Source organism: Streptomyces sp. NBC_00846, from assembly GCF_045207325.1.
Classification (GTDB): domain Bacteria; phylum Actinomycetota; class Actinomycetes; order Streptomycetales; family Streptomycetaceae; genus Streptomyces.
This window is the reverse complement of record NZ_CP108846.1, coordinates 4,865,109-4,891,034: the sequence shown is the minus strand read 5'-3', so window position 1 is coordinate 4,891,034 and position 25,926 is coordinate 4,865,109. Positions and strand designations below refer to the sequence as shown.

Here is a 25,926-nt window from a genome sequence, read left to right as displayed (position 1 = left end):
ACCGGGCAGTGAGAAGGGTCCGGACCGGGCACGGGCAGGAGCCCTGCACGGACGGTAGCCAAATGTTGCCGACCTCCTGTCGGCGGAGTTGACTTCAGTCGTGAACGAGACGGCCTGACCGAAACCCCCACCGACGGGAGGACGCTCGTGCCTGAGGAAATGAAGACCAAGAACACCCCCTACACCACGAACAACGCCGGTATCCCGGTGGAGAGCGACGAACACTCGCTCACCATCGGATCCGACGGACCGATCCTGCTCCAGGACCACTACCTCATCGAGAAGATGGCCCAGTTCAACCGTGAACGGGTCCCCGAGCGCGTGGTCCACGCCAAGGGCTCCGGCGCCTACGGCTTCTTCAAGGTGACCAACGACGTCAGCCAGTTCACCAAGGCCGACCTCTTCCAACCGGGCAAGCAGACCGCCATGCTCGCCCGCTTCTCCACGGTCGCCGGCGAACAGGGCTCCCCCGACACCTGGCGCGACCCCCGTGGGTTCGCCCTGAAGTTCTACACGGAGCACGGCAACTACGACATGGTCGGCAACAACACGCCGGTCTTCTTCGTGCGCGACCCGATGAAGTTCCAGGACTTCATCCGTTCGCAGAAGCGCCGCCCGGACAGCGCGATGCGCGACCACGACATGCAGTGGGACTTCTGGACGCTCTCCCCCGAGTCCGCGCACATGGTGACGTGGCTGATGGGCGACCGGGGCATCCCGAAGACGTACCGCAACATGAACGGCTACAGCTCGCACACCTATATGTGGGTGAATGCCGGCGGCGAGAAGTTCTGGGTCAAGTACCGCTTCAAGACCGACCAGGGCATCGACTTCTACCCGCAGGCCGAGGCCGACGAGGTGGCGGGCATCGACGGCGATGTCCACCGCCGCGACCTCTTCGAGTCGATCAAGCGCGGTGACCACCCGAGCTGGACGCTGTACGTCCAGATCATGCCGTTCGAGGACGCCCCGGACTACCGGTTCAACCCGTTCGACCTCACGAAGGTGTGGCCGCACGGCGACTACCCGGAGATCGAGGTCGGGCGGATGACGCTCAACGAGAACCCGGAGGACTTCTTCGTCCACATCGAGCAGGCGTCGTTCGAGCCGTCGAACCTGGTGCCCGGCATCGGCCCGTCGCCCGACAAGATGCTGCTCGGCCGGCTCTTCTCGTACCCGGACACCCACCGGTACCGGATCGGCCCGAACTACGCGCAGCTGCCCCCGAACCGTCCGCGGTTCGGCCGGAACTCGTACGCGAAGGACGGCCCCATGCGGTACGAGCCGACGCGTACGGGAGCGGTCTACGCACCGAACTCGTACGGCGGTCCGGCGGCGGACACCGAGCGCTTCGGCGACCCGGCGGGCTGGGCCACGGCGGGCGAGATGGTGCACGAGGCGTACAAGCTGCACCGCGAGGACGACGACTGGGGCCAGGCGGGCACGCTGGTCCGCAAGGTCCTCGACGACCCGGCGCGCGAGCGCATGGTCACAAACATTTCCGGCCATTTGCTGGACGGTGTGAGCGCCCCGGTCCTGAAGCGGGCGCTGCAGTACTGGCGCAACGTGGACAAGGACCTCGGCGACCGGATCGCCCAGAAGGTCAACGGCGGCTGACCCCGCCGTACGGCAACACACGCGTCAGGGGCGGTGCCGGCCGGCACCGCCCCTGACTCACGCGTTCACTGCCTCACGCGTTCACTGCCCGGCCGGGTTGTTGCCCGGCCATCCGGAGCTCAGTCCGTCGCCCGGCAGGATCGGGGTCTCGCTCGGCAGCGGCGCGTCCGGCGACTGGCTCGGCGGCGGCTCGGGCGTCTGGCTGGCCGACTCGCTGGGCGGGGCGCTCGGGCTCTGCACCGGCGGGGTCGACGGCTGGGACGACGACGGGGCGGGGCTCTGCGACGGCGAGGTGGTCGTCGACGGACTGGCCGGTACGGTGACCTCGCCGTGCTCGACGTCCTGCAGATCGAACCGCGCGGTGGAGCCGCCGCCCAGTGCGCCGAGGGTGTAGTCCGCCCAGATCTGCGCCGGGAAGCCGCCACCGTTGGCCCGGCCGGAGTTGGCGGTACCGGTCAGGCTGACCTGGGCGCCGCCCTTGTTGGGTGACTCGCCGAACAGCGCGACGACGGTGGTGAGCTCCGGGGTGTAGCCCGCGAAGAGGGCCGCCTTGTTCTCCTCGGCGGTGCCCGTCTTGCCCGCGGCCTCGTACGCCGAGGTCTTGGCCGCCTGGCCCGAGCCGCTGTCCACGACCCCCGTCAGGACGGAGGTGACCGTGTCGGCGGACTTCCGGCTGATCACCTGGCTGCCGATGCCCTTGACCGGCTCGACCGTGCGCTCGCGGTGCTTGGCGGACTTCACGATGAAGGGGGTGACCTTCTTGCCGTGGTTGTCCAGCGTGGCGTAGGCCCCCGCCATGTCCCAGGTCGAGGCGTTCATCGTGCCGAGGGTGATCGCGGGCCGCTCGGGGAAGTTCTTGTCCGGCAGCCCGAGGGCGAGCCCGGTCTCCTTCACCTTGGCGGGGCCGACGTCGACCACCATCTGCGCGAAGACGGAGTTGATCGACTTGTTCATCGCCGTCTGCACGGTGACGTTGCCGTAGCTCCGGTTGTCCTCGTTCTGCGGGTTGTACGGGGTGTCGCTGCCCACGACCGGCCGCCTGCTGGTGCCGTCGTAGCGGGTGTTGACGCCGATCAGATCGCCGTCCTGGGTCTTCGACTCGTTCTCCAGCGCGGAGGCGAACACCAGCGGCTTGAAGGTGGAGGCGGGCTGGTAGTCCCGGCGGGTGGCATTGGAGACGTAGTGCTTGACGTAGTCCACGCCGCCGTAGAGGGCGACGACGGCACCGGTCTTCGGGTCGACGGAGGTGGCACCCGCCTGGACGGTCGCGTCGACCTTGTTGTTCTTGCGGTCGAGCTTGGACTCCAGCTGGCGGTCGACCGCCTTCTCCAGCGCCTTCTGCCGCTTCTTGTCGATGTTGAGGGTGAAGGTCCAGCCGCCGGCCAGCCGCATCTCAGGGGTGACGCCCTGCTCGTTCAGCTCCTTGTTGGCCGCATCGACGAGGTAACCGGTCTGGCCCTCCATGCCGGGGGCGGGCTTGGGCTTGCCCGGGACGGGGAACTTCAGGGTGTCGCGCTCGGCCTTGTCGAGCCAGTGCATCTCGACCATGTTGTCGAGCGTGTAACCCCAGCGCTCCTTGACGAGCCTCTTGCCGGTCGCGGTCGCGGTCGCCCAGTCGTACTGGCTGGGGGCCTGGAGCGTCGCGGCGAGATAGGCGCCCTGCGAGACGTTGAGGTCCTTGGCGTCGACCCCGTAGTAGGCCTGTGCGGCGGCCTGGATCCCGCTCGCGCCGCGCCCGTAGAAGGCGGTGTTGATGTATCCGGCGAGGATGTCGTCCTTGCTCGTCTTCTGGTCGACCTTGAGGGAGATCACCAGTTCCCTGAGCTTCCGGCTGATCGTCGGGTCCTGCGTCAGGTAGTAGTTCTTCACGTACTGCTGGGTGATGGTCGAGCCACCCTGCTTGCCTTTGCCGCTGAGGGTGTTGAGGAGGCCACGCGCGGTGCCCTTCAGATCGACGCCCTTGTCCTTGTAGAAGGACTTGTTCTCGGCGGCGACGAAGGTGTGCTGCACGTCCTTGGGGACCTCGGCCAGGTCCACGATCTGACGGTTGACCCCGTCACCGGTCCGGGCCAGCACCGTGCCGTCGCTGTACTGGTAGACGTTGCTCTGCCGCTCGGCCAGGGCGTTGGCCTTGGGTATGTCCACGTACATGTACAGCGCCACGAAGGCGCCCATGATCAGCAGGCAGAACCCGAAGAACGCGCCCAGCATCTTCCGCCAGGTGAAGAGTCTGCGTATGCCGCCGCTCTTCGCAGCCCGCCGCGACTCATGCCGCTGGGCTCGTCGCGCATCCGCTCGACCCATCTCTGTGTTGCTCCCGATTCTCTGCTCGACCAGATCAGCTCAGCCCAGCCAGCTAACACCGTCGGCACGGACAAAATGCAAGCGATGCAGTCTTTTCCGGACGTGACAATCAGCACCTGTTCTCTAAGGAACCGACTCACGAGAGGCGCTCAGGGTTGCGAATCCCGATAATGTGTAATCACATTGCTAGCACCGAGTCAGTCTCCGCCGGCTACGGCCGGTCTTTCGAAACGGGGGGTTCCATGCCCGACCAAGGCAATCCGTACACCGCGTCCACCCTGACCGCCGACCTCGCACCCGACGCACCACAGATGCCCGAACCGCAGGTGAGAGAGGTGACGGCACACAGCATCCCCGGCGGCGTCGGCCTGCTGCTGACCGTGATCGGGGTGATCGCCGGCATCGGTCTGGCCATCGTCGGCGGCGTCGTCGGCTCGAACGGGAACAACGGGGTGGGTATCCCGGTCTGCATCTTCGGGATCCTGCTCACCATCGCCTCGTTCTTCTGCATGACGGGTGTGAAGATGGTCGCACCGGGCGAGGCACGGGTGATACAGCTCTTCGGCCGGTACGTCGGCACGATCCGTACCGACGGGCTGCGCTGGATCAATCCGCTCACCAGCAGCCGGAAGATCTCCACCCGGGTCCGCAACCACGAGACCGCGGTCCTGAAGGTCAATGACGCCTACGGCAACCCGATCGAGCTCGCCGCGATCGTCGTCTGGAAGGTCGAGGACACCGCGCAGGCGCTCTTCGAGGTCGACGACTTCCTGGAGTTCGTCGCCACCCAGACCGAGGCGGCCGTCCGGCACATCGCGATCGAGTACCCGTACGACGCCCACGAGGAGGACGGCCTCTCACTGCGCGGCAACGCGGAGGAGATCACCGAGAAGCTGGCCGTGGAACTCACCGCCCGGGTGCAGGCCGCCGGTGTACGGATCATCGAATCGCGCTTCAGTCATCTCGCGTACGCGCCCGAGATCGCCTCCGCGATGCTCCAGCGTCAGCAGGCCGGCGCGGTGGTCGCGGCCCGGCAGCAGATCGTCGAGGGCGCGGTCGGCATGGTCGAGATGGCGCTGACCCGGATCGCCGAGCAGGACGTCGTCGAGCTGGACTCGGAGCGGAAGGCGGCCATGGTCAGCAATCTGATGGTGGTGCTGTGCGGCGACCGCGCGGTACAACCGGTTCTCAATACGGGCAGCCTCTACCAGTGATGGAAGACCAGTGACGGAAGAGACCCCCGGGCGCAGGCCCCCGCCGCAGCGCAAGCAGATGCTGCTGCGGCTGGACCCCGCGGTGCACGACGCACTGGCCCACTGGGCCGCCGACGAGCTGCGCAGCGCGAACGCCCAGATCGAGTTCCTGCTGCGCAGGGCGCTGGCGGAGGCGGGCCGCCTGCCGGGCGCGGCCCGCCCGATCCCGCGCCGGGGACGCCCCCCGAAGGCCGGACCGAGCCCTTCCGAGGACTGAGGACCGGGGGTCCGGGGATCAGGTCCGGGCATCGGGTCCGGGGATCGGGTCCGGGGATCGGGCCCCGGAGCCGGGGTCCGGGGGCCGGAGCCACCGGTATACACGCGATGTATACACACCGTGTACAGTGCTGCGCATGTCTATCGGCCACACCTTGCTCGGGCTCCTGGAGTCCGGCCCCCGCCACGGCTACGACCTCAAGCGCGCCTTCGACGAGAAGTTCGGCCACGACCGCCCCCTGCACTACGGGCAGGTCTACTCGACGATGTCGCGGCTCCTCAAGAACGGCCTCGTCGAGGTCGACGGCGTCGAGAGCGGGGGCGGCCCCGAACGCAAGCGGTACGCCATCACCGAGGCGGGCATCACCGATGTCGGCACCTGGCTCGCGCAGCCGGAGAAGCCCGAGCCGTACCTCCAGTCGACGCTCTACACGAAGGTCGTCCTCGCCCTGCTCACCGGCCGCAGCGCCGAGGCCCTGCTGGACACCCAGCGCGCCGAGCACCTGCGTCTCATGCGCATCCTCACCGACCGCAAGCGCAAGGGCGACCTCGCCGATCAGCTGATCTGCGACCACGCGCTCTTCCACCTCGAAGCCGATCTGCGCTGGCTGGAACTGACCGCCGCCCGGCTGGACCGGCTCGCCGCGGAGGTGCGCGCATGACCCCCGCCGGCTCCCTCCTCGTCGCCGACAGCCTGTACAAGTCGTACGGGTCGACGCCCGCGCTCGACGGCGCCTCGCTCTCCATCCACCCCGGCGAGGTCGTCGCCGTGATGGGCCCGTCCGGCTCCGGCAAGTCGACCCTGCTGCACTGCCTCGCCGGAATCGTCACCCCCGACAGAGGCACGATCACCTACGCGGGCCGCGAACTCTCCGCGATGTCCGACGCCGAACGCAGCGCCCTGCGCCGCACCGAGTTCGGCTTCGTCTTCCAGTTCGGCCAGCTCGTCCCGGAGCTGACATGCGTGGAGAACGTCGCCCTGCCGCTCCGGCTGAGCGGCACGAAGCGCAAGGCCGCCGAAGCCACCGCCCGCCACTGGCTGGAGCGGCTGGAGGTCGACAACGTCGCCGCCAACCGCCCCGGCGAGGTCTCCGGCGGCCAGGGCCAGCGGGTCGCGGTGGCCCGAGCGCTGGCCGCCTCCCCGAAGGTGATCTTCGCCGACGAGCCGACCGGCGCCCTGGACTCCCTCAACGGTGAGCGGGTCATGGAACTGCTCACCGAGGCGGCCAGGTCCACCCATGTCGCCGTGGTCCTGGTGACCCACGAGGCCCGGGTCGCCGCGTACTCCGACCGCGACGTCACCGTGCGCGACGGCCGGACCCGCGATCTGGAGCACGCGCTATGACCCTGCTCGACCACAAGAACGCCCCGGCCGAGACAGCGCCCCGCCCCACCGGGCCCACCGGCTTCACCGCCCTGCTGCGCGACCTCGCCCTCGGCGTCCGGTTCGCCTCCTCGGGCGGGCGCGAGGGCTGGATCCGCACGCTGCTGACCGCCGTCGGTGTCGGCCTCGGCGTGACACTGCTGCTCGTAGCCGCGTCCGTACCGCACATGCTCGACCAGCGCTCCGCGCGCAACCAGGCCCGCTCCGAGACCGCGGTCTCCGATTCGCCCGACACCGCGGCCAAGAAGTCGGACACCTCGGTGCTGCGGATCAACGCGGAGACCGAATACCGCGGCCGCACCATCGGGGGCTACCTGATGCGTGCGGACGGTACGCATCCGGTCGTCCCGCCGGGCGTCGGACGCTTCCCCGGCGCGGACGAGATGGTGGTCTCCCCCGCCCTGAAGGAACTGCTGGCCTCCCCCGAAGGCAGCCTGCTCAGGGAGCGGTTGTCACACCGGATCACCGGCACGATCGGCGACGCGGGCCTGATCGCCCCGGGCGAGCTGCTCTTCTACATGGGCAGCGACACCCTGACCCCCGCCAACGGCGGTCACCGGATCGCCGGTTACGGCGACCCGGGCCCGCCCGAGCCCATGTCGCCGATCCTCATCGTCCTGGTCATCATGATCTGCGTCGTGCTGCTGGCGCCGGTCGCGATCTTCATCGCGACGGCCGTGCGGTTCGGCGGCGATCGCCGCGACCGCCGGCTCGCCGCGCTGCGTCTGGTCGGTGCGGACATCCGGACGACCCGCCGGATCGCGGCCGGCGAGGCGCTCTTCGGAGCGGTGCTCGGCCTGCTGTTCGGCCTCGTCTTCTTCCTGGCGGGGCGTCAGCTCATGGCCTACGTCGAGGTGTGGGACGTCAGCGCCTTCCCGGCGGATCTGGTCCCCGCACCCTGGCCGGCGGTGCTGATCGCCGTCGCGGTTCCGGTGGCGGCGGTGCTCGTCACGCTCGCCGCCCTGCGTTCCGTGGTGATCGAACCGCTCGGCGTCGTACGCAACGGCCGCGACCGCGGGCGCCGGCTCTGGTGGCGACTGCTGGTGCCGGTCGCCGGACTGGCGGTGCTCGGGCTGACCGGCAAGGTCGGCCCGGAGTCCGAGGTCGATCCGTATCCGATCGCGGGTGGCGCCGTACTGGTCCTGTTCGGGCTCGCGCTGCTGCTGCCCTGGCTGGTCGAGGCGTGCGTGAACCGGCTGCGCGGCGGCCCGGTGCCCTGGCAGCTCGCCACCCGCAGGCTCCAGCTGAGCAGCGGGGCGGCCTCCCGCGCGGTCAGCGGCATCACGGTCGCGGTCGCCGGTGCGGTGGCGCTGCAGATGCTGTTCGCCGCGGTGGGCGACGATTTCACCCTGATGACGGGGCAGGACACGAGGCGCGCCCAGTTCTACACGTTCTCCGAAACCGTCACGGGTGACGCGGCCACCGAGACCATCAGGAAGTTCCGGGCCACCAAGGGCGTGACCGGGGTGATCGGGATGGTCGAGACGTACGTCGTCAAGCCGGGCAAGTACAAGGGCGACGACGTCCAGCCCACCACCTCGCTGACCGTCGGGGACTGCGCCACCGTGCGCGAGATAGCCCGGGTCGACTCCTGCAAGGAGGGCGATGTGTTCGTCGTCCATCCCCCGAACGACAAGGAGATGTCCGACTGGGTGGACCAGACGGCCCGCAAGGGCAAACCGGTCGAACTCAACTATCAGGCGGGGCCGGAAACCGGCGGGAAGTCGAAGCTGTGGACCCTGCCCGCCGACGCTCCGACCGTCGTCGCCCGCAGCGACCCGATGGGCCAGGAGCACTGGGGCATCGTGGCGACCGTCGGTGCGATCGACCCGAGGACCCTGCTGCACGCGCAGACCAACGCGCAGATCCAGGTGGACCAGAGCGTCGACGACGTCGCCGAGTACGTACGGAACACGGCGGCCGAGCTTGACCGGGGGATGCGGATCGTCACCATGACGTCGGTCGCCCGCGACCGGCAGTACGCCAGCGTGCAGTCCGGCCTCCGGGTCGGCGCGACCGCGACCCTGCTGCTGATCGCCGTGGCAATGCTGGTCTCGCAACTGGAGCAGCTGCGCGAGCGCAAGCGCCTGCTCTCGGTCCTGGTCGCCTTCGGCACCCGGCGGACCACGCTCGGCTGGTCGGTCCTCTGGCAGACCGCCGTGCCCGTGGCCATCGGTCTGGTGGTCGCGGTCGCGGGCGGCCTCGGCCTGGGAGCGGCGATGATCTGGATGATCGCGAAGAAGGTGACCGAGTGGTGGCTGTTCCTGCCGATGGTGGGGGCGGGCGCGGCCCTGATCCTGCTCGTCACCCTGCTGTCGCTGCCGCCCCTGTGGCGCATGATGCGCCCGGACGGCCTGCGCACCGAGTGACGGTGCGGTAGCCGCAAGGGGTGCGGTCCCCCGGGGGACCGCACCCCTCACGCCTTCCCCGTCACCCGTACCGGCAGCACCCTCATCGCCTCCCGCAGCGCCGCCGCGAACTCCTCGAACTCCTCGTGCCGCGCCGCCCCCGTCCGCATCGCCAGCGCCACCCGCCGCGACGGTGCGGGCTCCCCGAAGTACCCGGTGACCAGCGCGTCGTTGCGGGCGGTCTCGACCGTCACCGCGGTCCGCGGCAGCAGCGTCACCCCGAGCCCGCCGGCCACCAGCTGCACCAGCGTCGAGAGCCCGGCGGCGGTCGTGGTGACCGGTGCGCCCTCCGTACGCCCCGCCTCCCGGCAGATGTCCAGCGCCTGGTCGCGCAGGCAGTGGCCCTCGTCCAACAGGAGCAGCGGCAGCTCGCGCAGCGCCTCGCGCGGAATGTCGGCGCGCCCGCCCAGCCAGTGGTCCCGCTCCATCACGAGCACGAAGTCCTCGTCGAAGAGCGGGAGTTCGCTCACCCCCGGCACCCCGAGCGGCACCGCGAGGAGGAGCAGGTCCAGCCTTCCCGCGGCCAGCCCCTCCAGCAGCGAGGAAGTCTGCTCCTCGTGCACCTGGAGGTCGAGCTCCGGGTAGCGCTCGTGGACGAGCCGCAGCACGGTCGGCAGCAGATACGGCGCGACGGTCGGGATCACGCCGAGCCGGAGCACTCCGGTGAACGGCGCCCGGACCGCCTCGGCCTCCTCCATCAGTTCACCGACGGCCTCCAGCACCACCCGGGCCCGCACCGCGAGCCGCTCCCCGGCCGGCGAGAGCAGCACCTTGCGCGTCGTACGCTCGATGAGCTGGACACCCAGCGCCTCCTCCAGCGCGGAAACGGCTCCGGAGAGCGCCGGCTGGCTCATCCCGATTGCTGCCGCCGCATCCCTGAAGTGCAGATACTCGGCGACGGCCACGAAGGCACGCAGCTGCGACAGGCTGGGCTGTTTGGTCCGATTACCCTGATTACTCTGCGCCACTGATAGGCACCTCCGATCATCACGACCAAGTGTAGCTATTTCCGCTATCAATGTGCTCTGTGCCAAGGTGGAGAACGTCCAACCCTCAGGAACTCCCGTAAAAGGGAATTCCTACGCTGCAAGGAGAGCGCGTGCTCACTGTCGGTGACAAGTTCCCCGAGTTCGACCTGACTGCTTGTGTTTCGCTGGAGAGCGGCAAGGAGTTCGAGCAGATCAACCACAAGACCTACGAGGGCAAGTGGAAGATCGTCTTCGCGTGGCCGAAGGACTTCACCTTCGTGTGCCCGACCGAGATCGCCGCTTTCGGCAAGCTGAACGACGAGTTCGCCGACCGGGACGCCCAGATCCTCGGCTTCTCCGGTGACTCCGAGTTCGTGCACCACGCCTGGCGCAAGGACCACCCGGACCTGACCGACCTGCCCTTCCCGATGATGGCCGACTCGAAGCACGAGCTCATGCGTGACCTCGGCATCGAGGGCGAGGACGGCTTCGCCCAGCGCGCCGTCTTCATCGTCGACCAGAACAACGAGATCCAGTTCACGATGGTGACCGCCGGTTCCGTGGGCCGTAACCCCAAGGAGGTCCTGCGGGTCCTGGACGCCCTGCAGACCGACGAGCTGTGCCCCTGCAACTGGACCAAGGGCGAGAACACCCTCGACCCGGTCGCGCTCCTCTCGGGCGAGTGAGCTGACAGCGACATGGCACTCGACGAACTGAAGGCCGCCGTTCCGGACTTCGCCAAGGACCTGAAGCTGAACCTCGGTTCGGTCATCGGGAACAGCGACCTCCCGCAGCAGCAGCTGTGGGGCACCGTCCTCGCCTGCGCGATCGCCTCGCGCTCGCCGAAGGTGCTGCGCGAGCTGGAGCCGGAGGCGAGGGCCAATCTCTCCGCCCAGGCGTACACCGCCGCGAAGTCGGCCGCCGCCATCATGGCGATGAACAACGTCTTCTACCGGACCCGGCACCTGCTGTCGGACCCCGAGTACGGGACGCTCCGTGCGGGCCTGCGGATGAATGTCATCGGCAACCCCGGCGTGGAGAAGACCGACTTCGAGCTGTGGTCGCTCGCGGTCTCCGCGATCAACGGCTGCGGCCAGTGCCTGGACTCCCACGAGCAGGTGCTGCGCAAGGCGGGCGTGGACCGTGAGATCATTCAGGAAGCCGTCAAGATCGCCTCGGTGATCCAGGCGGTCGGCGTGACCCTCGAAGCCGAGGCCGTGCTCGCCGAGTAGGACCAGCAGTACCCTCTGTACGAGAAGGGCCCCGAGGACGACCGACCGTCCCCGGGGCCCTTCTTCTGTTCACTTGGCGGTCTTGTCGCCACTGTCCTCGTCGTCGCCGTAGTCGATGTCCTCGGGCGGCGAGCCCGGCGCGGACCTCGGAGCGACATCCAGCGCGGACGCCCCGCGTGGGGACGGAGCGTGCCGCAGGGCTTCCTCCTGCCCGTACGCGCGCAGATAACCGACCACCGTGTTGGTGACCGCGACCAGCGGCACCGCGACGACCGCTCCGCCGATGCCCGCGATCATGCCGCCCGCGGCGACCGAGAGGACGACGGCGAGCGGATGCACCCGTACCGCGCGTCCCAGGATGAACGGCTGCAGCACATGCCCCTCGATCTGCTGCACGGCGAGCACCACGACCAGCACCATCAGCGCGGTGAACACACCCTCGGTGACGAGCGCGACGACCACCGCGAGCGCCCCGGAGATCACCGCGCCGACGAGCGGAATGAAGGCGAACAGAAAGATGAAGACGGCGAGCGGCACCGCCATCGGCACCTTCAGGAACCAGATCCCGAGCCCGATGAAGATCGCGTCGATCAGCGCCACGACGACCGTGCCCCGCACATAGGCGGTCAGCGTCCGCCAGGCCCGCGGCCCGGCACCCGCGACACCCGGCCGGGCCTGCGCGGGCACCAGTTTCAGCACCCAGTGCCAGATGCGCTTCCCGTCGTACAGCAGGAAGAGCGTCGAGAACATCGCCAGCAGCATCCCGGCGAGGACCTCCGCCATCACGGTGACGCCCTGCAGTCCGGCGGAGGTTATCTGTTCGGTGTTGGTGCCGATGGTGTCGCTGAGGTTCTTGGCGACGTCGTTGATCTGCTGCTCGGTGACATGGAAGGGGCTGTCGAGCAGCCAGTTCTTCAGATCGTCGATACCCGTCCGCACCTTGTCGGAGAGGGTGTCGATGTTGTCCATGACCTGCCAGACCACGAACCAGCCGACCAGCCCGATGATGACGAAGCCCAGGATCGTGGTGACCGCGGTGGCCAGTCCGCGCGGCAGACCGTACCGCTTCAGCCGGGCGACGGTCGGCTGCAGCATCGCGGTGATGAGCAGCGCGGCGGCGAAGGCCAGAACGACCAGCTGTACGGCGCTGATGACCCGCATCAGGACCCAGAGCGTGCCCGCCAGGACGAGCAGCCGCCAGCCGGCCTCGGCCGCGACCCGCATGCCCCAGGGGATCGCCGCGACCGGATCGGGCCGGGCGGCCACGGAGGGGGCGTACGCGGGCGGCGGCGGGACACGGTCGCCGCCAGCGGTCTCGGGCCGGGCCGCCTCGTCCGGTACTGCGGCGGCTGTCGCGGGTACGGGGGCGGGCACCGGCGGCTCGACGAGCTCGGCCTCGCCTTTCTCGGCTTCGGCCCTGCGCCGCTCCAGCCGCTCGCCCAGGTCGGTCAGTTCGGCGCCCAGACGGCCGAGCCACCCCGGTAGATTCGACATGATCGTTCCTTTTCCCCCGTCGTCTCTCCCCACCGCTCCCCCACCGAGCAGTCCGGACCGACCGTACACGCGCGAAGCCCCTCACCGCAGGACGGTGAGGGGCTTCGCGATCGAGACCGGGATCTCGGCACGCTCTAGTACCAGTGGTTGGCCTGCCAGAAGGCCCAGGCACCGCACGGGTTGCCGTACTTGGTGCCGTTCATGTAGCTGAGGCCCCACTTGATCTGGGTGGCCGGGTTGGTCTGCCAGTCCGCGCCGGCGGACGCCATCTTCGAGCCGGGCAGCGCCTGGACGAGACCGTAGGCACCGGAGGACGGGTTGCTCGCCCGGTAGTTCCAGGTGGACTCGACGTTCACGATGTTGCTGAAGCACTGGAACTGGTCAGCGGGAACGATCTGCCGCGCGATCGCCTGGACCTGGGCCACGGTGTACGAGCTCTGCTGGGCGAACGTGGAGGCGCTGCGGATCTCGGAGCGGCTGGCGCGCTCGGCCGCGTCCTTCTTGGCCTGGCGCTCCTTCTCCAGCTTGGCCTCGGCCGCCTGCTTCTTCGACTTGGCGTCCTTGGCGGCCTGGATGCGCGCCGCTTCCTCCACGGACTTCTTCGCCGCCGCGTCGGCCGCGGACGCCTGGACGTCGGCCTGCTGCGTCAGCGAGGCGGTCTGCACCTGGGCCTGCTGGCCCGCAGGGATGTCGGCGAGAAGCGTCGTGTCGGCTGCGGCCGCCTCGAAGTTGTTGTCGTCGACAGCGGGAGTGCTGCCCGAGGCAACGCCTACGACGGCGCCGACGGTGGTGACCGCGGTGGCTGACGCCACGGCGAACCCCCGGACCGAGATCCGGCTCACACGGTGTCCTTCCAGCATCGCCCGCTTAGGTGACCTCGCGGACGCAATCGTGCCCCTGGCGCTGGCCTCCCTACTGCTTGGGTCACGGGAGGCACGGACCCGGTGGGCGACTCCCCGGAGGGAGTGCCGCGTGGTGCTCGCGGGCGGCATACGGACGGCGGTTGTTGAGTTGTGTGGTGCGTGGCACCTCGGGAGGTGCGGGTGTGCCGTATGCGGGGCCTGACGGAAGCAAGACTCTGCCGGAACGGCACGCCGGGAAGCAATTCTCCGTTGCGTGTGAAAGGTCACACCTCGTTCGGAGCAAGTGATTTATGGAATTGCCACCGCAGCACGGTGCCGCCCGGCTAAGCTGCTGCGCTCGCCGGGCGGCACCAACTGTCGTATCCCGTATCAGATGTGACCGTCCTCCAGCATTTCGGTCACCAGTGCGGCGATCTGCGAACGCTCGGAGCGGGTGAGCGTGACGTGCGCGAAGAGCGGATGACCCTTCAGCTTCTCGACCACGGCGACGACTCCGTCGTACCGGCCGACCCGGAGGTTGTCCCGCTGGGCCACGTCATGTGTGAGCACCACCCGGGAATTTGCCCCGATCCGGGACAACACGGTCAGCAGGACGTTCCGTTCGAGGGACTGCGCCTCGTCGACGATCACGAAGGCGTCGTGGAGCGAGCGGCCCCGGATGTGGGTGAGCGGCAGGATCTCCAGCATGCCGCGCCCCAGCACCTCCTCGATCACCTCGCGGCCGGCGACCGCCGACAGCGTGTCGAAGACGGCCTGCGCCCAGGGGCTCATCTTCTCGGCCTCGGTGCCGGGGAGATAGCCCAGCTCCTGTCCGCCGACCGCGTACAGCGGGCGGAAGACCATCACCTTCTGGTGCTGCCTGCGCTCGAGAACGGCTTCGAGGCCGGCGCAGAGCGCCAGCGCCGACTTGCCGGTGCCGGCCCGGCCGCCCAGCGACACGATGCCGACGTCCTGGTCGAGGAGGAGATCGAGTGCGATCCGCTGTTCGGCGCTGCGGCCGTGGATGCCGAAGACCTCCCGGTCACCGCGCACCAGGCGCACACTGCCGTCGGCGGTGACCCGGCCGAGCGCCTTGCCGCGCTCGGACCGGAGGACCAGTCCGGTGTGCACGGGCAGTTCGGCGGCCTCGGGTACGTACAGCGTCTCCTCTCCATAGAGCAGGTCCACCTGCTCCGCGGCGAGGGGCAGTTCCGACATCCCCGTCCAGCCGGAGTCGGTGATGGCGAGTTCGGCGCGGTACTCCTCGGCGAGGAGGCCGACCGAGGACGCCTTGATGCGCAGTGGCAGGTCCTTGGAGACGACCGTGACGTCGTACCCCTCGGCCTGGAGGTTGCGCGCGACCGCGAGGATCCGTGAGTCGTTGTCCCCCAACCGGTAGCCGGCGGGCAGTACGCCGGGGTCGGAATGGTTGAGTTCGACGCGCAGGGTCCCGCCCAGATCCCCGAGTGGGATCGGGGCGTCCAGCCGGCCGTACCGGGTGCGGAAGTCGTCCAGCAGGCGCAGGGCCTGGCGGGCGAAGTACCCCAGCTCCGGGTGGTGCCGTTTGGCCTCCAGTTCCGTGACCACGACGATCGGGAGCACGACTTCGTGCTCGTCGAACCGGGCCATGGCGTTCGGATCGGCCAGCAGGACGCTGGTGTCGAGAACATAGGTGCGCCTGTCGAGCATGCGGCGCTTCGTGCTGGTCACCACGGAAGGACGTACCCCCTCGGACGAGGTTGGGGTGCGACGGCGTCGCGGAGCATCCCAATGGGAGAGGACGGACCGGGCTGCGGCCCCGATGCACGGGCCGAGCGCCGGCCCTCCGCGTCGGACGCACTGTATGTACGGTCCTTCGTGTGCAAAGGGCCTCCCGGGCGAGCGGACTCCATGCCGCTCACTTGGACACGACGTCCGCCTGGTTGGCGACCGGACGTCGACCTGTCAGGGGTATTCCCTCGAACACGCAAAGCCATGCCGCCCTGGGCGGGCGGTTGAGCTGGGAGTTGTGGCCCGGGTACATGGGTTCGGGCACACGGCCCGCACGGTTCCGTCCTCAAACGCCGGACGGGCTGGACAGCGCCGGTGAGTGGCACCACTCAAGCCCGTCCCGCGTTTGAGGACGGAACCGGTGCCGACGGGAGCGGTGCCCCGACGGGGGACGGCTGCCCCGGGAGCCCGGCGGCGGTGTCAGCCGCCGTAGCGGCGGTGGCGGGCCGCGTAGTCGCGCAGGGCGCGAAGGAAGTCGACGCGGCGGAAGGCCGGCCAGAAGACCTCGCAGAAGTAGTACTCGGAGTGCGCGCTCTGCCAGAGCATGAAGCCGGACAGCCGCTGCTCACCGCTGGTACGGATGACGAGGTCCGGGTCGGGCTGACCCCGGGTGTAGAGGTGCTCGGAGATCAGGTCGGTGGAGACGATCTCCGCGAGCTCCTCGAAGGACGTCCCCTTGTCGGAGTGGTCCAGCAGCAGCGAGCGGACCGCGTCGGCGATCTCCTGGCGGCCGCCGTAACCGACGGCGACGTTGACCAGTATCCCGTCGACTCCGGCCGTGGCCTGCTCGGCCTCCTTGAGGACGGTCTGCGTGCGGGCGGGCAGCAGATCGAGCGTGCCGACGTGGTGGACGCGCCAGCGCCCGTCCGCCGCGAGGTCGCTCACGGTGTTCTCGATGATGCCGAGGAGCGGCGTCAGCTCGGACTCGGGCCGGTCGAAGTTGTCCGTGGAGAGCAGCCAGAGTGTGACAACCTCCACATCGGTCTCCCTGCACCAGCCGAGCAGCTCCTGGATCTTGTCCGCGCCTGCCTGGTGCCCCTGCGCGGCCGTGCCGCCGGACGCCTTCGCCCAGCGCCGGTTGCCGTCGAGGATGACACCGATGTGCTTGGGCACCTGGGTGAGGTCGAGGCGGGCCTCCACCCGGCGCGCGTAGAGCCCGTACACCAGGTCGCGCAAGTTCACTGAGTTCACCTCTCGGTTCTGTGCGGGCGCACCCGCCCCATGGCCCGGGGGCCGGGGCCGCCCCCCTGGGGGGCGTCGCACCCGTTCCACAGGGTCCATCGCCCCACCGTGCCGTGGCAGTCCCCGAGGCCGCCACATTACTGCGCAGGCGGCACACCGGCCCAACCCGGCCTGTCACAAGTCCGTGATAGGGAGAGAAACGTGACTGATTCTTCTCCCTTCTACCGGGCCGCCGGTTCGCGCTACGACTCCATGGAGTACCGCCGCACCGGCCGCAGCGGTCTCAAGCTCCCGTCCGTCTCCCTCGGTCTCTGGCACAACTTCGGCGACGACCGCACGCTGGACTCCCAGCGGGCGATCCTGCGCCGCGCCTTCGATCTCGGGGTGACCCACTTCGATCTGGCCAATAATTACGGGCCGCCGCCCGGCTCCGCCGAGCTCAATTTCGGCAAGATGTTCCGGCAGGACTTCGCCCCTTACCGGGACGAGCTGATCATCTCCACCAAGGCCGGTTACGACATGCACCCCGGCCCCTACGGCGAATGGGGCTCCCGCAAATACCTGCTGTCGTCGCTGGACGCGTCGCTGAAGCGGATGGGGCTCGATTACGTCGACATCTTCTACTCCCACCGCTTCGATCCGGACACTCCGCTGGAGGAGACGATGGGGGCGCTGGCCTCCGCCGTGCAGCGGGGCAAGGCGCTGTACGTGGGCGTGTCCTCCTACAACGCGGAGCAGACCGCGGAGGCGGCCCGGCTGCTCAAGGAGATGGGCGTACCGGCCCTGATCCATCAGCCGTCCTACTCGATGATCAACCGCTGGATCGAGGACGACGGTCTGCTCGACACCCTGGAGACGGCCGGCATGGGCTGCATCTCCTTCGTGCCGCTCGCGCAGGGCCTGCTCACGAACAAGTACCTGACGGGCATCCCGGAGGGTTCGCGCGCCACCCAGGGCAAGTCCCTGGACCCGGGCCTGCTCTCCGACGAGGTGCTCCGCCGGCTGAACGGGCTGAACGACATCGCCCGGCGGCGCGGTCAGTCACTCGCCCAGCTGGCGCTGAACTGGGTGCTGCGGGACAGTCGTATGACCTCGGCGCTGATCGGCGCTTCGAGCGTGAAGCAGCTGGAGGAGAACGTCGCGGCGCTCGCCGGACCGCCGCTGTCCGCCGAGGAGTTGAAGGAGATCGACGACTTCGCCGTGGACACCGCGGGCACCAACATCTGGGCCGGACGGGGCTGACGGGGCCGACGGGGGAGGGCCGACGGGGGAGGGCCGACGGGGGAGGGCCGACGGGGGAGGGCCGACGGGGGAGGGCCGACGGGGGAGGGCCGACGGGGGAGGGCCGACGGGGGAGGGCCGACCGCGCGGGGCCGGTACGGGGGCCGGCGCGCGGCCGGCACGGGGGACGGATGCGTAGCCGGTACGGGGGGCCGGGTGCGCGGCCGGTGCTGCGGTGGATGCGTGGCCGGTACTGCGGGAGGGGTGCGTGGCCGGTGCTGCGGCCTCATGTGGACCGGGGAGCCCGGGCACGGAACCTGGGCACAAAAAACGGGCCGGTCCGTGGGGGGGGATACGGACCGGCCCGAGGGGGGGTTTCCACCATAACCCTTCGTAAGTGATGCTGCGTGCCACGCCACTCCACAATTACTCTCCGAATTCATCGGACTGCGGTGCGAGCACGGCTCTCCGGTTGGCGTCCCCGTGGCCGCCGACCGGCTTCACGCAGCCGGTCGGACAGAGAATGATGACGGCCCGGATCGCGACCGTGCCCCGGGCCGGGCGAACGCTCACGCGGGCGCCGGGGTGCCCCGGTGGCCGCGGGTGAAGCGGATGGCCACGGTGTCGCCGCCGGCGACCACGAAGCGTCCGCCCCCGCAGCGGATGACGGCCTCGTGCACCTCGCCCCGCCCGTTCCCGCGCTCCTCGGTGCGGGTGACGGTCCAGCCGCCGTCGGGGGGCTGCGGCAGGTTCGGCACGGCGGCGAACTCCCACTGTCCCGACGGTACGCACCAGCCGGGCAGCCGGGGCCAGGCGCCGGGGCCGACATGCAGGGTTCCGTCGGAGGCACAGGTCAGGAGCAGCGACTGGCCGTCGGCCAGCAGGAATTCGACCGCCTCCGGCTCCCCCATCCGACCTTCCGGCCGGTAGAAGACGCCGAGCACTCCGACGATCCGTGCGCCTCTGAGCCAGTCGGCCCCGCCCTGCTCCGGAACACGCGGTGCCTCGTCTTCGTTCCCCACCCACATGGCCGGTTCCCTCCCGTGCGCTCGCCGTCAAGGGTCGCACCCTTCGGGCGGAAGCAGGGGGCGTGGCCTACTCCGGTTTGCGGGCCTCGATCAGGAATCGGGTGGTGTGGGCGAGGAACGGCCCCTCGGTCTCGATCCGGTGGTGCAGTTCGGCCAGTCGCGGCCGGTACTCCTCGACGGTGAAGCCCGGCACCATCCAGATCACCTTCCGCAGGAAGTAGACGACGGCGCCGATGTCGAAGAACTCGGTGCGCAGCGTCTCCATCCGCAGATCGACGACGTCGAGCCCGGCCGCCTCGGCTTCGGTCCGGGCCCGGTCCGGGTCGCGGGCGCCGCGCGTCTCGGGCGGCTGCGGGCCGAGGAAGTACTCGACGAGTTCGAACACGCTGGCCGGGCCGACCTGTTGCGAGAAGTACGTGCCGCCGGGGGTGAGCACCCGTGCGATCTCCGCCCACCAGGTGGTCACGGGATGCCGGCTGACGACCAGGTCGAAGGCGTGGTCGCCGAACGGCAGCGGCGGCTCGTCCGCATCGGCGACCACGACTGCGCCGAGCGGGTGCAGAAGGGCGGTGGCGCGGGCGATGTTCGGCGGCCAGGACTCGGTGGCGACGGTGAGCCGCGGGAGCTTCGGTACGGAGGCGAGGACCTCGCCTCCGCCGGTCTGGATGTCGAGCGCGGCCCTCGCCCGTGCCATCCGGTCCGCCATGGCGCGGGCATAGCCCCAGGACGGGCGCTGTTCGGTGGCCCGGCCGTCGAGCCAGGAGAAGTCCCAGCCGTCGACGGAGACGGTGGCGGCCCCCTCGACGAGGGCGTCGAATCGTGCGCGTTCTGCCGCTTCGGCGGGTGTTCCGGACATACGGACAGGGTGTCAGCGGGATGGTGGCCCGCGCGACCTCAATACGGGCGGTGGCCGGGCGGGCCCGTTCTCCGGGTGGTCGTCGGGCGAGCCCCGTTCTCCTGGCGGGGTCGGTCAGGCGGACAGGCCGCCGAGCAGTATGCCCAGCAACGCACCCGTGATCATGAACGGGCCGAACGGGATGCCGGTCTTGCGCCCGGCCCGTTTCAGGACCATCAGCCCGAACCCGTACACCGCACCGAGCAGGAACCCGGCGAACCCTCCGGCGAACACCACGGCCCAGCCGTACCAGCCGAGGGCCACACCCAGCGACAGGGCGAGCTTGACGTCTCCGAAGCCCATCCCGCCCGGGTTGATGAGGAAGAGCAGGAAGTAGAAGGCGCCCAGAGCCGCTCCGCCGAGCAGGGCGGACAGCCAGGATCCGCCGTGCTCCGGGAGCAGCGCCACGACGCCCAGGAGCGCGATGGCCGCCGCGGCGGCGGGCAGGGTCAGCCGGTCCGGCAGGCGGTGGACGCGGCGGTCGATCGTCGCCAGGAGTACGCCCACGGGGGCGAGCAGCAGCCAGACGGCGATTTCGGGGCGCAGTCCGGTGGCCGCTGCGAGGGCGGCGCAGGCGAGCGCGGTGACGACGGGGGCGAGGACGCCGGGGGCGTACCGCGCCGCGGGCCGGGTGGTGGCTTCACCGGCCTCGCTCCGGCCTCCCGGCTCGTCGCCCGCGGGGACGCGTACCGGCACCGCCGCCGCGCACCCGGCGCACCGGGTGGAGCCGAGCCAGCCGCGGGCGGCCCCGGTCAGGGCGTGGCCCGCCGGGCAGGTGTCCCGCCAGTCGTCCTCCGGTTCGACGGAGAACCGGTAGGCGGCGCGCGGGACCAGCAGTCCGGCCGCTGCGCCCCAGAGTGCGGCGAGCACTGTCAGCATGGCGTACACGGAGCCGACCCTAGACGGGCGCCGGGTACGGGGTCATGGGTCCGGGGGCCCATTGCGGAACGTTTCGGACCCAGCGGCCTTCACCGGGCGCTACCGTCTGGGCCATGGCTCAATGGCGCAATGGGAATGGGACGTTGACGGTCACCGATCCACAGGGAGGGCAGGAGCCGGGGATACCGCTACGGATCGCGGCCACGTACCGGGCCAGGAGCCGCGGGCTGCTCGGTCAGGACGGGATCGACGGCGCCCTGCTGATCACCCCGTGCGGGAGTGTGCACACCTTCCGGATGCGGTTCACCATCGATGTGGCTTATGTGGACCGGAAGTTCAACGTGCTCGCCGTCCGCACGATGAAGCCGGGCCGGCTCGGGTTGCCCCGCCTGCGGGCCCGTCATGTGATCGAGTCGGAGGCCGGGGCGATGGAGAAGTGGGGGCTGCGGCCGGGGGCGCGGGTGCGGATCGTCCAGACGGAGGAGGACCGGGACTGAGGGCGCCGGACGGCCGGAATTCGCACTTACGGCGGGCCGGAGCCGAGCAGCGTCCACGCCCCGTAGGCCGCCGAGGCCATCGCGAGCACGGCGACGACCGTCACCGTGCGGGCCGTGGTGCGCAGCCGCAGCAGCGCGACGGCGGGCGGCAGGAGCAGCGGGAAGGCCGGCATCATCAGCCGTGGCCTGGACCCGAAGTATCCCGAACCGATCAGCGCGATGACGACGACGGCGATGCAGTAGGCGAGTACGGGGAGCGGCTGGCGCTGCCGTACGCACAGGGACACCACCCACCCCAGGCCCGCCAGCGCCGCGCACAGCCCGAGCGCGCCGGGCAGCGGCAGCCCGAAAATGAACGAGGCGAGCGCCACGCCTCCGTCGATGCTGTTGCCCCACTGTGCCTGGACGTCGAAGTACGCGAACGGACTGCCCTCCCGTACGGCGACGAACACCACGTACGCGAGCCAGCCCAGCGGCGCGAGTGCGGTACCGATCAGCATCCGGGCGTTGCGGCGCACGATGCCGTCCGTCCGGCCGGCCCGGTACTCCCCTGCGAGCGTGCCCGCGGCGGTGATCGCGACGGCGGCGATGAGCGCCGCTGCGGAGGGCCTGGTCAGCCCGGCGAATACGCACAGAGTGCCCGCCACGATCCAGCGCCGGGTCAGTACGGCGTACAGCGCCCAGGCGGCGAACGCGGTGAACAGCGTTTCGGTGTACGCCATCGACTGGACGAACGCCGTCGGGTACACGCCCCACAGCGCGGCCAGCACCACCCCGGTCCGGCGGCCGTACAGATGCGCCCCGACGGCGAAGATCCCCCAGGCGGCGAGGAGTGCGGCGGCCCAGGCGACCAGGAGTCCGGCGCCTGCGAGGGAGAGCGGGGTCAGCTCGGCGACGCCGCGCTCCAGAGCGGGCAGCAGGGGGAAGAAGGCCAGGTCGGGGTGGACGGCGCCGTTCGGGAGGGTGGCGGTGAAGCCGTAGCCGTTCTCGGCGATCCGCTGGTACCAGACGGAGTCCCAGCGCTCGCCGAGGAGGTGGAGGGCGCTCTTGTCGGCGTTCGACGCGGCGGCGGCGAGGACGACGAGACCGATCAGGCGCACGGCCGCGTACGCCCCGAGAGCGGGTGCCGCCGCCGTGAGGGCCGCGGCGAGACGGCCCCGGACGGGAGGTCGCGGCTGGGCGCGCTGCCGCGCGAGCTGCGGTGTGGGAGCCATGGCCTGAGTGGCCGGATCACGGTCGGGCATGCTTCCGATTATCGCCGCGGCGGGTCGTCCCACCGCACGGACGGGCGGCAGCGTCCGGCCGGGGCGCGCGTGCCGGACGGGCTTTAGGGACGGAGTTTGGTGCGGGAGAGCGGCAGGGCGGGGGCGATCGACCAGAGGACCTCGGCCTCGTCCTCACCGGGGTTGTCCCAGGCGTGTGCGGCGCGGGCCGAGAAGGTCGTCGAGTCCCCGGCCTCCAGGAGCCTGGGCTCGCCGTCCACGCTCAGCCGCAGCGTGCCCCTGACCAGGTAGGCGAAGACGGTCTCGGCCTCCAGGCTGTACGCGCCGCCCGAACCGCCGCCGGGCCGCAGGATCGTCCGCATGACCTGGACGTGCCGCTCCTCGGCCGGAGTGAGGAGGAACTCCTCGATGCCGTGCCCGCCCATCTCCAGCTTGGCGCCCAGGCCGCCCTTGACGACGTCCTGGTCCGGATAGTCGAAGAGGGAGGCGATGCCGGTGCCCAGGGCCTCGCAGATACGGATCAGGGTCGGGACGGAGACCGAGGTCTTGCCGCGTTCGGCGAGGCTGACGAATCCCTTGGTCACGCCTGCGGAATCGGCGATCTGAGCGAGCGTCAGCCCCTGTGCCCGGCGGAGCTCACGCAGCCGCGGGCCGATCGTGGACATGGGACTGTCAGGGGCTTCGGGCATGGCGGACACGCTACCTGTCGAGGAAGTCACGGTCAGTGGCCGGGGACAAATGCAGGTCGGAAGGGTCTTTACCCACCGAGTTTAGTGCTGTAAAACTTTGACGAAAGTTTAATGGCGCTAAACCAGGCGTCCTGGGGGACCGCTGTGCCGCCCTCCCTTCCCCTCCCCTGCCCGTCCCGCACCACCCGAGGAGTAGCCGATGAGCTCCCCGTCTTCCCAAGAGAGCACCGCACGCACCGTGCGCGGCGTCGTCTTCCGCTCCCCCGGGCAGGAGGTGACCGTCACCGACGTCACCCTGGCCCCGCCCGGCCCCGGCGAGGTCGAGGTCGCCGTCACGGCGGCCGGGGTCTGCCACTCCGACCTGCATGTCCTGCGCGGCGAGTGGGACCACCCCACCCCGGTCGTGATGGGACACGAGGGCTCGGGCGTGGTCACCGCGCTCGGCGAGGGCGTCACCGGTCTCGAACCCGGCGACCATGTCGTCCTGTCCTGGGTCCCGTCCTGCGGCACCTGCCGCTTCTGTGTCTCCGGGCGCCCGGCCGCGTGCAGCCTGGTCGCCGAGGTCGTGGCGCCCGGCGGGGTGCTGTACGACGGCACCAGCCGGCTCTCCGTCGACGGCGAGCCGGCCCACCACTACCTGGGCGTCTCCTCGTTCGCCGAGCGCGTCGTGGTTCCCGCCTCCGGCGCGATCAAGGTACGCAAGGACGCGCCCCTCGATGTGATCGCCCTCGTCGGCTGCGCCATCGCCACCGGTGTCGGCGCGGTCCGCAACACGGCGGGGGTCGAGGCCGGGGCCACCGTGGCCGTCATCGGCTGCGGCGGTGTGGGCCTGTCCTGCGTGCAGGGTGCCCGGCTCGCGAAGGCCGGCCGCATCGTCGCCGTCGACGTGGTCCCCGAGAAGCTGGAGCTGGCCCGTCGGCTCGGCGCGACGGACGCGATCGACGCACGGGACGGCGATGTCGTCGAGGCGCTGCGGGCCCTGGTCCCGGAGGGCCTGGACTACGTGTTCGACGCCATCGGCAAGATCGAGACCACCGAGCAGTCCATCGCGGCACTCGGCCAGGGCGGCGCCGCCGTCATCGTCGGTCTGCCGCCGACCGGCCGCACGGCGCGCTTCGATCCGCTCGCGCTCGCCGAGGCCGACCAGCGCATTCTCGGTTCCAACTACGGCTCGGTCGACGCCGCCCGCGACATTCCGGATCTGGTGGACCTCGTGGTGTCGGGTGAGCTGGACGTGGAATCGATGATCTCGGCACGGCGTCCGCTGGACGAGGCGGGCGACGCGCTGGCCGACCTCGCCGCCGGTCACGCCCTGCGTCAGCTGCTGATGACGGCGGACCGGGCATGAGCACGGCCGGAAAGCAGGCCGCTCCCGGAAAGCCGGCCGACGGTCTGGCCCACCGCTCCGTCTCCACGTTCGAGGTCGGCGCGCAGAGCGTCGCGAATGTCGCCCCCAGCGCTGTCATCGCGTTCGCCCCCGCCAGCATGGCGGCGTCCGCGGGCAACGGCGCCTGGTTCTCGTTCTTCCTGGCCATGGCCGCCGTCCTCGCGATCGCGTACTGCATCTGCGTCTTCGCCCGCAGGCGGGCCGGGGTCGGTTCGCTGTACGCCTTCTCCCGGCTCTCGCTCGGGGCGCCCGGCTCGTTCGTGACCGGCTGGGCCCTGCTCATCGGGGCGGTGTGCATCGGTTCGGGTTCGCTCGCGGGCGCCGGGTACTACACGGCGCGCGCACTCGACCAGATCGGCATCGGGCTCTTTACCGGCATCCCCGGCCAGATCCTGCTCGATGTGCTGCTGGCCGCCGTCGCGATCCGGCTGACGATCGCCAGTGTGCGGACGGCGGCGCGCGTCGCCTCCGTGCTGGAGGTCGTGTCGATCGTCCTCATCGTCGTCGTGCTGGTCCCCGCCTTCTTCAAGAGCGGGAACATCATCGACACCGAGCAGTTGAGCCTCAGCGGCTCCACCCTCGACGGTGTCGTGTTCGCCGTGGTGCTGGGTGTACTCGGCTTCGTCGGTTTCGAGGGCGCCGCATCGCTCGGGGCCGAGGCCACCGACCCGTACAAGGCGATTCCCCGTTCGGTGATGGGCAGTGCGGTCCTGGCCGGTGTGCTCTACATGTTCGCGACGTACGCGCAGGTCGCCGGGTTCGGCGGGGCGGACGCCCTGGCGAGGAGCTCCGACCCGATGGACGAACTGGCGGAGCTGTCCGGCCTCGGCTTCCTGAAGTTCTTCCTGCACGCCGGTTTCGCCGCCTCGTTCGTGGCCGTGGTGATGGCCTGCATCACCGTCGCCGCCCGCCTGCTCTTCGGGATGGCGAAGGAAGGGGTGATGCCGGCCCGGCTCGGTGTCGCCCACCCCCGCCACCGGACCCCCTCCGCCGCCATCTGGGCCGTCGCCCCGTTCGTCGCCCTCCCCGCGGTGTTCGTCGTCGGCGCCGGAACCGCGCCGCTGGACGCGACGACGTACATCGACACCGTCGGCGTCTTCGGCTACATGCTCAGCTACACCCTGGTGTGTCTGGCCGCGCCGCTGTTCGTACGCCGGATCGGGGCCCGCGGTCTCCTCATCACCTGGGGTCTGGGTCTGATCGGCTCCGCCGCGATGATCTACGTCTTCTACCGCAACCTGTGGCCGGCTCCGGCCTGGCCGCTGAATGTGCTGCCGTACGTGTTCGTCGGCGCGCTGGTCGTCGGCCTCGTCGGCTTCGCCGTGCTGCGGGCCCGGAAGCCGGAGATCGCCGAACGCGCGGGAACGTTCGCGGACGATCTGGACTGACCGTCCCGGACCGGCCCTCCGCGTCCCTTCCCCGATGCCCTGCTCCCCC

At 70.1% G+C, this 25,926-nt stretch carries 23 protein-coding genes; 12 read left to right on the top strand and 11 right to left on the bottom strand.

The annotated features are described in order from the left end of the window. The first annotated feature begins 159 nt into the window (after positions 1–159). Complete coding sequence (locus OG936_RS22690; protein WP_406500563.1) at positions 160–1,617, top strand: catalase; 1,458 nt, start codon at positions 160–162, stop codon at positions 1,615–1,617. Positions 1,618–1,698: 81 nt separating this feature from the next. Here OG936_RS22690 and OG936_RS22685 read toward each other — a convergent pair whose 3' ends face one another. Then, positions 1,699–3,921: a transglycosylase domain-containing protein gene (locus OG936_RS22685; protein ID WP_406497023.1), complete on the bottom strand. Its 2,223-nt coding sequence runs from the start codon at positions 3,919–3,921 to the stop codon at positions 1,699–1,701. A gap of 242 nt (positions 3,922–4,163) precedes the next feature. On the opposite strand from OG936_RS22685, the gene OG936_RS22680 reads away from it, so the two are divergent. The 5 genes from OG936_RS22680 to OG936_RS22660 all read left to right on the top strand — a co-directional run bounded on the left by OG936_RS22680 (position 4,164) and on the right by OG936_RS22660 (position 9,143). Further along, positions 4,164–5,135 carry an SPFH domain-containing protein gene (locus tag OG936_RS22680; RefSeq protein WP_406497021.1) on the top strand — a complete coding sequence of 324 codons (972 nt, stop codon included), beginning with the start codon at positions 4,164–4,166 and terminating at the stop codon, positions 5,133–5,135. A gap of 10 nt (positions 5,136–5,145) precedes the next feature. Further along, positions 5,146–5,391 (top strand): hypothetical protein, encoded by a 246-nt coding sequence (locus OG936_RS22675; RefSeq protein ID WP_383752532.1) that lies wholly within the window; start codon positions 5,146–5,148, stop codon positions 5,389–5,391. A gap of 136 nt (positions 5,392–5,527) precedes the next feature. After that, positions 5,528–6,052 (top strand): PadR family transcriptional regulator, encoded by a 525-nt coding sequence (locus OG936_RS22670; protein WP_406497020.1) that lies wholly within the window; start codon positions 5,528–5,530, stop codon positions 6,050–6,052. After that, positions 6,049–6,735 (top strand): ABC transporter ATP-binding protein, encoded by a 687-nt coding sequence (locus OG936_RS22665; protein WP_406497019.1) that lies wholly within the window; start codon positions 6,049–6,051, stop codon positions 6,733–6,735. Before OG936_RS22670 ends, OG936_RS22665 begins: the two co-directional genes overlap by 4 nt. Next, entirely contained in the window at positions 6,732–9,143 is a 2,412-nt protein-coding gene (locus OG936_RS22660; protein WP_406497017.1) for an ABC transporter permease, read from the top strand. The genes OG936_RS22665 and OG936_RS22660 overlap by 4 nt, the downstream gene beginning before the upstream one ends. A 47-nt stretch (positions 9,144–9,190) precedes the next feature. Here OG936_RS22660 and OG936_RS22655 read toward each other — a convergent pair whose 3' ends face one another. Further along, positions 9,191–10,150 carry a hydrogen peroxide-inducible genes activator gene (locus OG936_RS22655; RefSeq protein ID WP_406497015.1) on the bottom strand — a complete coding sequence of 320 codons (960 nt, stop codon included), beginning with the start codon at positions 10,148–10,150 and terminating at the stop codon, positions 9,191–9,193. Between the two features lie 131 nt (positions 10,151–10,281). Here OG936_RS22655 and OG936_RS22650 point away from each other — a divergent pair, with 131 nt between their 5' ends. After that, positions 10,282–10,836 carry a peroxiredoxin gene (locus OG936_RS22650; protein ID WP_031083404.1) on the top strand — a complete coding sequence of 185 codons (555 nt, stop codon included), beginning with the start codon at positions 10,282–10,284 and terminating at the stop codon, positions 10,834–10,836. Between the two features lie 12 nt (positions 10,837–10,848). Further along, positions 10,849–11,382 carry an alkyl hydroperoxide reductase gene (locus OG936_RS22645; protein WP_406497013.1) on the top strand — a complete coding sequence of 178 codons (534 nt, stop codon included), beginning with the start codon at positions 10,849–10,851 and terminating at the stop codon, positions 11,380–11,382. Positions 11,383–11,451: 69 nt separating this feature from the next. Here OG936_RS22645 and OG936_RS22640 read toward each other — a convergent pair whose 3' ends face one another. From OG936_RS22640 to OG936_RS22625, 4 genes are all read right to left on the bottom strand, one after another. Then, positions 11,452–12,876: an AI-2E family transporter gene (locus OG936_RS22640; protein ID WP_406497012.1), complete on the bottom strand. Its 1,425-nt coding sequence runs from the start codon at positions 12,874–12,876 to the stop codon at positions 11,452–11,454. Positions 12,877–13,010: 134 nt separating this feature from the next. Beyond that, positions 13,011–13,718, bottom strand: a complete 708-nt coding sequence (locus OG936_RS22635; protein WP_406497010.1) for a lytic transglycosylase domain-containing protein — start codon at positions 13,716–13,718, stop codon at positions 13,011–13,013. 390 nt (positions 13,719–14,108) lie between these two features. Beyond that, positions 14,109–15,431, bottom strand: coding sequence for a PhoH family protein (locus OG936_RS22630; RefSeq protein ID WP_266748269.1), 1,323 nt, complete (start codon positions 15,429–15,431; stop codon positions 14,109–14,111). 477 nt (positions 15,432–15,908) lie between these two features. Further along, positions 15,909–16,670: an isoprenyl transferase gene (locus OG936_RS22625; RefSeq protein WP_383752553.1), complete on the bottom strand. Its 762-nt coding sequence runs from the start codon at positions 16,668–16,670 to the stop codon at positions 15,909–15,911. A gap of 201 nt (positions 16,671–16,871) precedes the next feature. On the opposite strand from OG936_RS22625, the gene mgrA reads away from it, so the two are divergent. Continuing rightward, entirely contained in the window at positions 16,872–17,912 is a 1,041-nt protein-coding gene (mgrA, locus tag OG936_RS22620) for an L-glyceraldehyde 3-phosphate reductase (RefSeq protein ID WP_406497008.1), read from the top strand. A 548-nt stretch (positions 17,913–18,460) separates the two neighbouring features. Here the strand turns inward: mgrA and OG936_RS22615 are convergent. From OG936_RS22615 to OG936_RS22605, 3 genes are all read right to left on the bottom strand, one after another. Further along, positions 18,461–18,913, bottom strand: coding sequence for a hypothetical protein (locus tag OG936_RS22615; RefSeq protein WP_406497007.1), 453 nt, complete (start codon positions 18,911–18,913; stop codon positions 18,461–18,463). A 73-nt stretch (positions 18,914–18,986) separates the two neighbouring features. Next, on the bottom strand, positions 18,987–19,775 hold the full coding sequence (locus OG936_RS22610; protein WP_406497006.1) for a class I SAM-dependent methyltransferase: 789 nt from the start codon (positions 19,773–19,775) through the stop codon (positions 18,987–18,989). Between the two features lie 114 nt (positions 19,776–19,889). Further along, a complete protein-coding gene (locus OG936_RS22605; RefSeq protein WP_406500561.1) occupies positions 19,890–20,693 on the bottom strand; it encodes a prepilin peptidase in 804 nt (267 codons plus the stop codon). Positions 20,694–20,806: 113 nt separating this feature from the next. Here OG936_RS22605 and OG936_RS22600 point away from each other — a divergent pair, with 113 nt between their 5' ends. After that, the gene (locus OG936_RS22600) at positions 20,807–21,190 is read left to right on the top strand and encodes a DUF192 domain-containing protein (RefSeq protein WP_406497005.1); all 384 of its coding nucleotides are present in this window, start codon (positions 20,807–20,809) and stop codon (positions 21,188–21,190) included. 26 nt (positions 21,191–21,216) lie between these two features. Here the strand turns inward: OG936_RS22600 and OG936_RS22595 are convergent, their stop codons facing one another. Next, positions 21,217–22,404 carry a hypothetical protein gene (locus OG936_RS22595; protein WP_406500560.1) on the bottom strand — a complete coding sequence of 396 codons (1,188 nt, stop codon included), beginning with the start codon at positions 22,402–22,404 and terminating at the stop codon, positions 21,217–21,219. A gap of 113 nt (positions 22,405–22,517) precedes the next feature. Further along, a complete protein-coding gene (locus tag OG936_RS22590; RefSeq protein ID WP_406497003.1) occupies positions 22,518–23,102 on the bottom strand; it encodes a helix-turn-helix domain-containing protein in 585 nt (194 codons plus the stop codon). Between the two features lie 199 nt (positions 23,103–23,301). On the opposite strand from OG936_RS22590, the gene OG936_RS22585 reads away from it, so the two are divergent. Both OG936_RS22585 and OG936_RS22580 read left to right on the top strand, forming a co-directional pair. Continuing rightward, positions 23,302–24,450: a Zn-dependent alcohol dehydrogenase gene (locus OG936_RS22585; RefSeq protein WP_266748261.1), complete on the top strand. Its 1,149-nt coding sequence runs from the start codon at positions 23,302–23,304 to the stop codon at positions 24,448–24,450. Further along, positions 24,447–25,877 carry an APC family permease gene (locus tag OG936_RS22580; protein ID WP_406497001.1) on the top strand — a complete coding sequence of 477 codons (1,431 nt, stop codon included), beginning with the start codon at positions 24,447–24,449 and terminating at the stop codon, positions 25,875–25,877. Before OG936_RS22585 ends, OG936_RS22580 begins: the two co-directional genes overlap by 4 nt. Positions 25,878–25,926: the final 49 nt, after the last annotated feature.

Coding starts and splice junctions, on each gene's coding strand:
- OG936_RS22685 (WP_406497023.1), bottom strand. CDS start 3,921: ATGGGTCGAGCGGATGCGCGACGAGCCCAGCGGCATGAGTCGCGGCGG.
- OG936_RS22610 (WP_406497006.1), bottom strand. CDS start 19,775: ATGTCCGGAACACCCGCCGAAGCGGCAGAACGCGCACGATTCGACGCC.
- OG936_RS22605 (WP_406500561.1), bottom strand. CDS start 20,693: ATGCTGACAGTGCTCGCCGCACTCTGGGGCGCAGCGGCCGGACTGCTG.
- OG936_RS22585 (WP_266748261.1), top strand. CDS start 23,302: ATGAGCTCCCCGTCTTCCCAAGAGAGCACCGCACGCACCGTGCGCGGC.
- OG936_RS22580 (WP_406497001.1), top strand. CDS start 24,447: ATGAGCACGGCCGGAAAGCAGGCCGCTCCCGGAAAGCCGGCCGACGGT.
- OG936_RS22660 (WP_406497017.1), top strand. CDS start 6,732: ATGACCCTGCTCGACCACAAGAACGCCCCGGCCGAGACAGCGCCCCGC.
- OG936_RS22690 (WP_406500563.1), top strand. CDS start 160: ATGAAGACCAAGAACACCCCCTACACCACGAACAACGCCGGTATCCCG.
- OG936_RS22645 (WP_406497013.1), top strand. CDS start 10,849: ATGGCACTCGACGAACTGAAGGCCGCCGTTCCGGACTTCGCCAAGGAC.
- OG936_RS22680 (WP_406497021.1), top strand. CDS start 4,164: ATGCCCGACCAAGGCAATCCGTACACCGCGTCCACCCTGACCGCCGAC.
- OG936_RS22595 (WP_406500560.1), bottom strand. CDS start 22,404: ATGGCTCCCACACCGCAGCTCGCGCGGCAGCGCGCCCAGCCGCGACCT.
- OG936_RS22665 (WP_406497019.1), top strand. CDS start 6,049: ATGACCCCCGCCGGCTCCCTCCTCGTCGCCGACAGCCTGTACAAGTCG.
- OG936_RS22670 (WP_406497020.1), top strand. CDS start 5,528: ATGTCTATCGGCCACACCTTGCTCGGGCTCCTGGAGTCCGGCCCCCGC.
- OG936_RS22600 (WP_406497005.1), top strand. CDS start 20,807: ATGGCTCAATGGCGCAATGGGAATGGGACGTTGACGGTCACCGATCCA.
- OG936_RS22640 (WP_406497012.1), bottom strand. CDS start 12,876: ATGTCGAATCTACCGGGGTGGCTCGGCCGTCTGGGCGCCGAACTGACC.
- OG936_RS22590 (WP_406497003.1), bottom strand. CDS start 23,102: ATGCCCGAAGCCCCTGACAGTCCCATGTCCACGATCGGCCCGCGGCTG.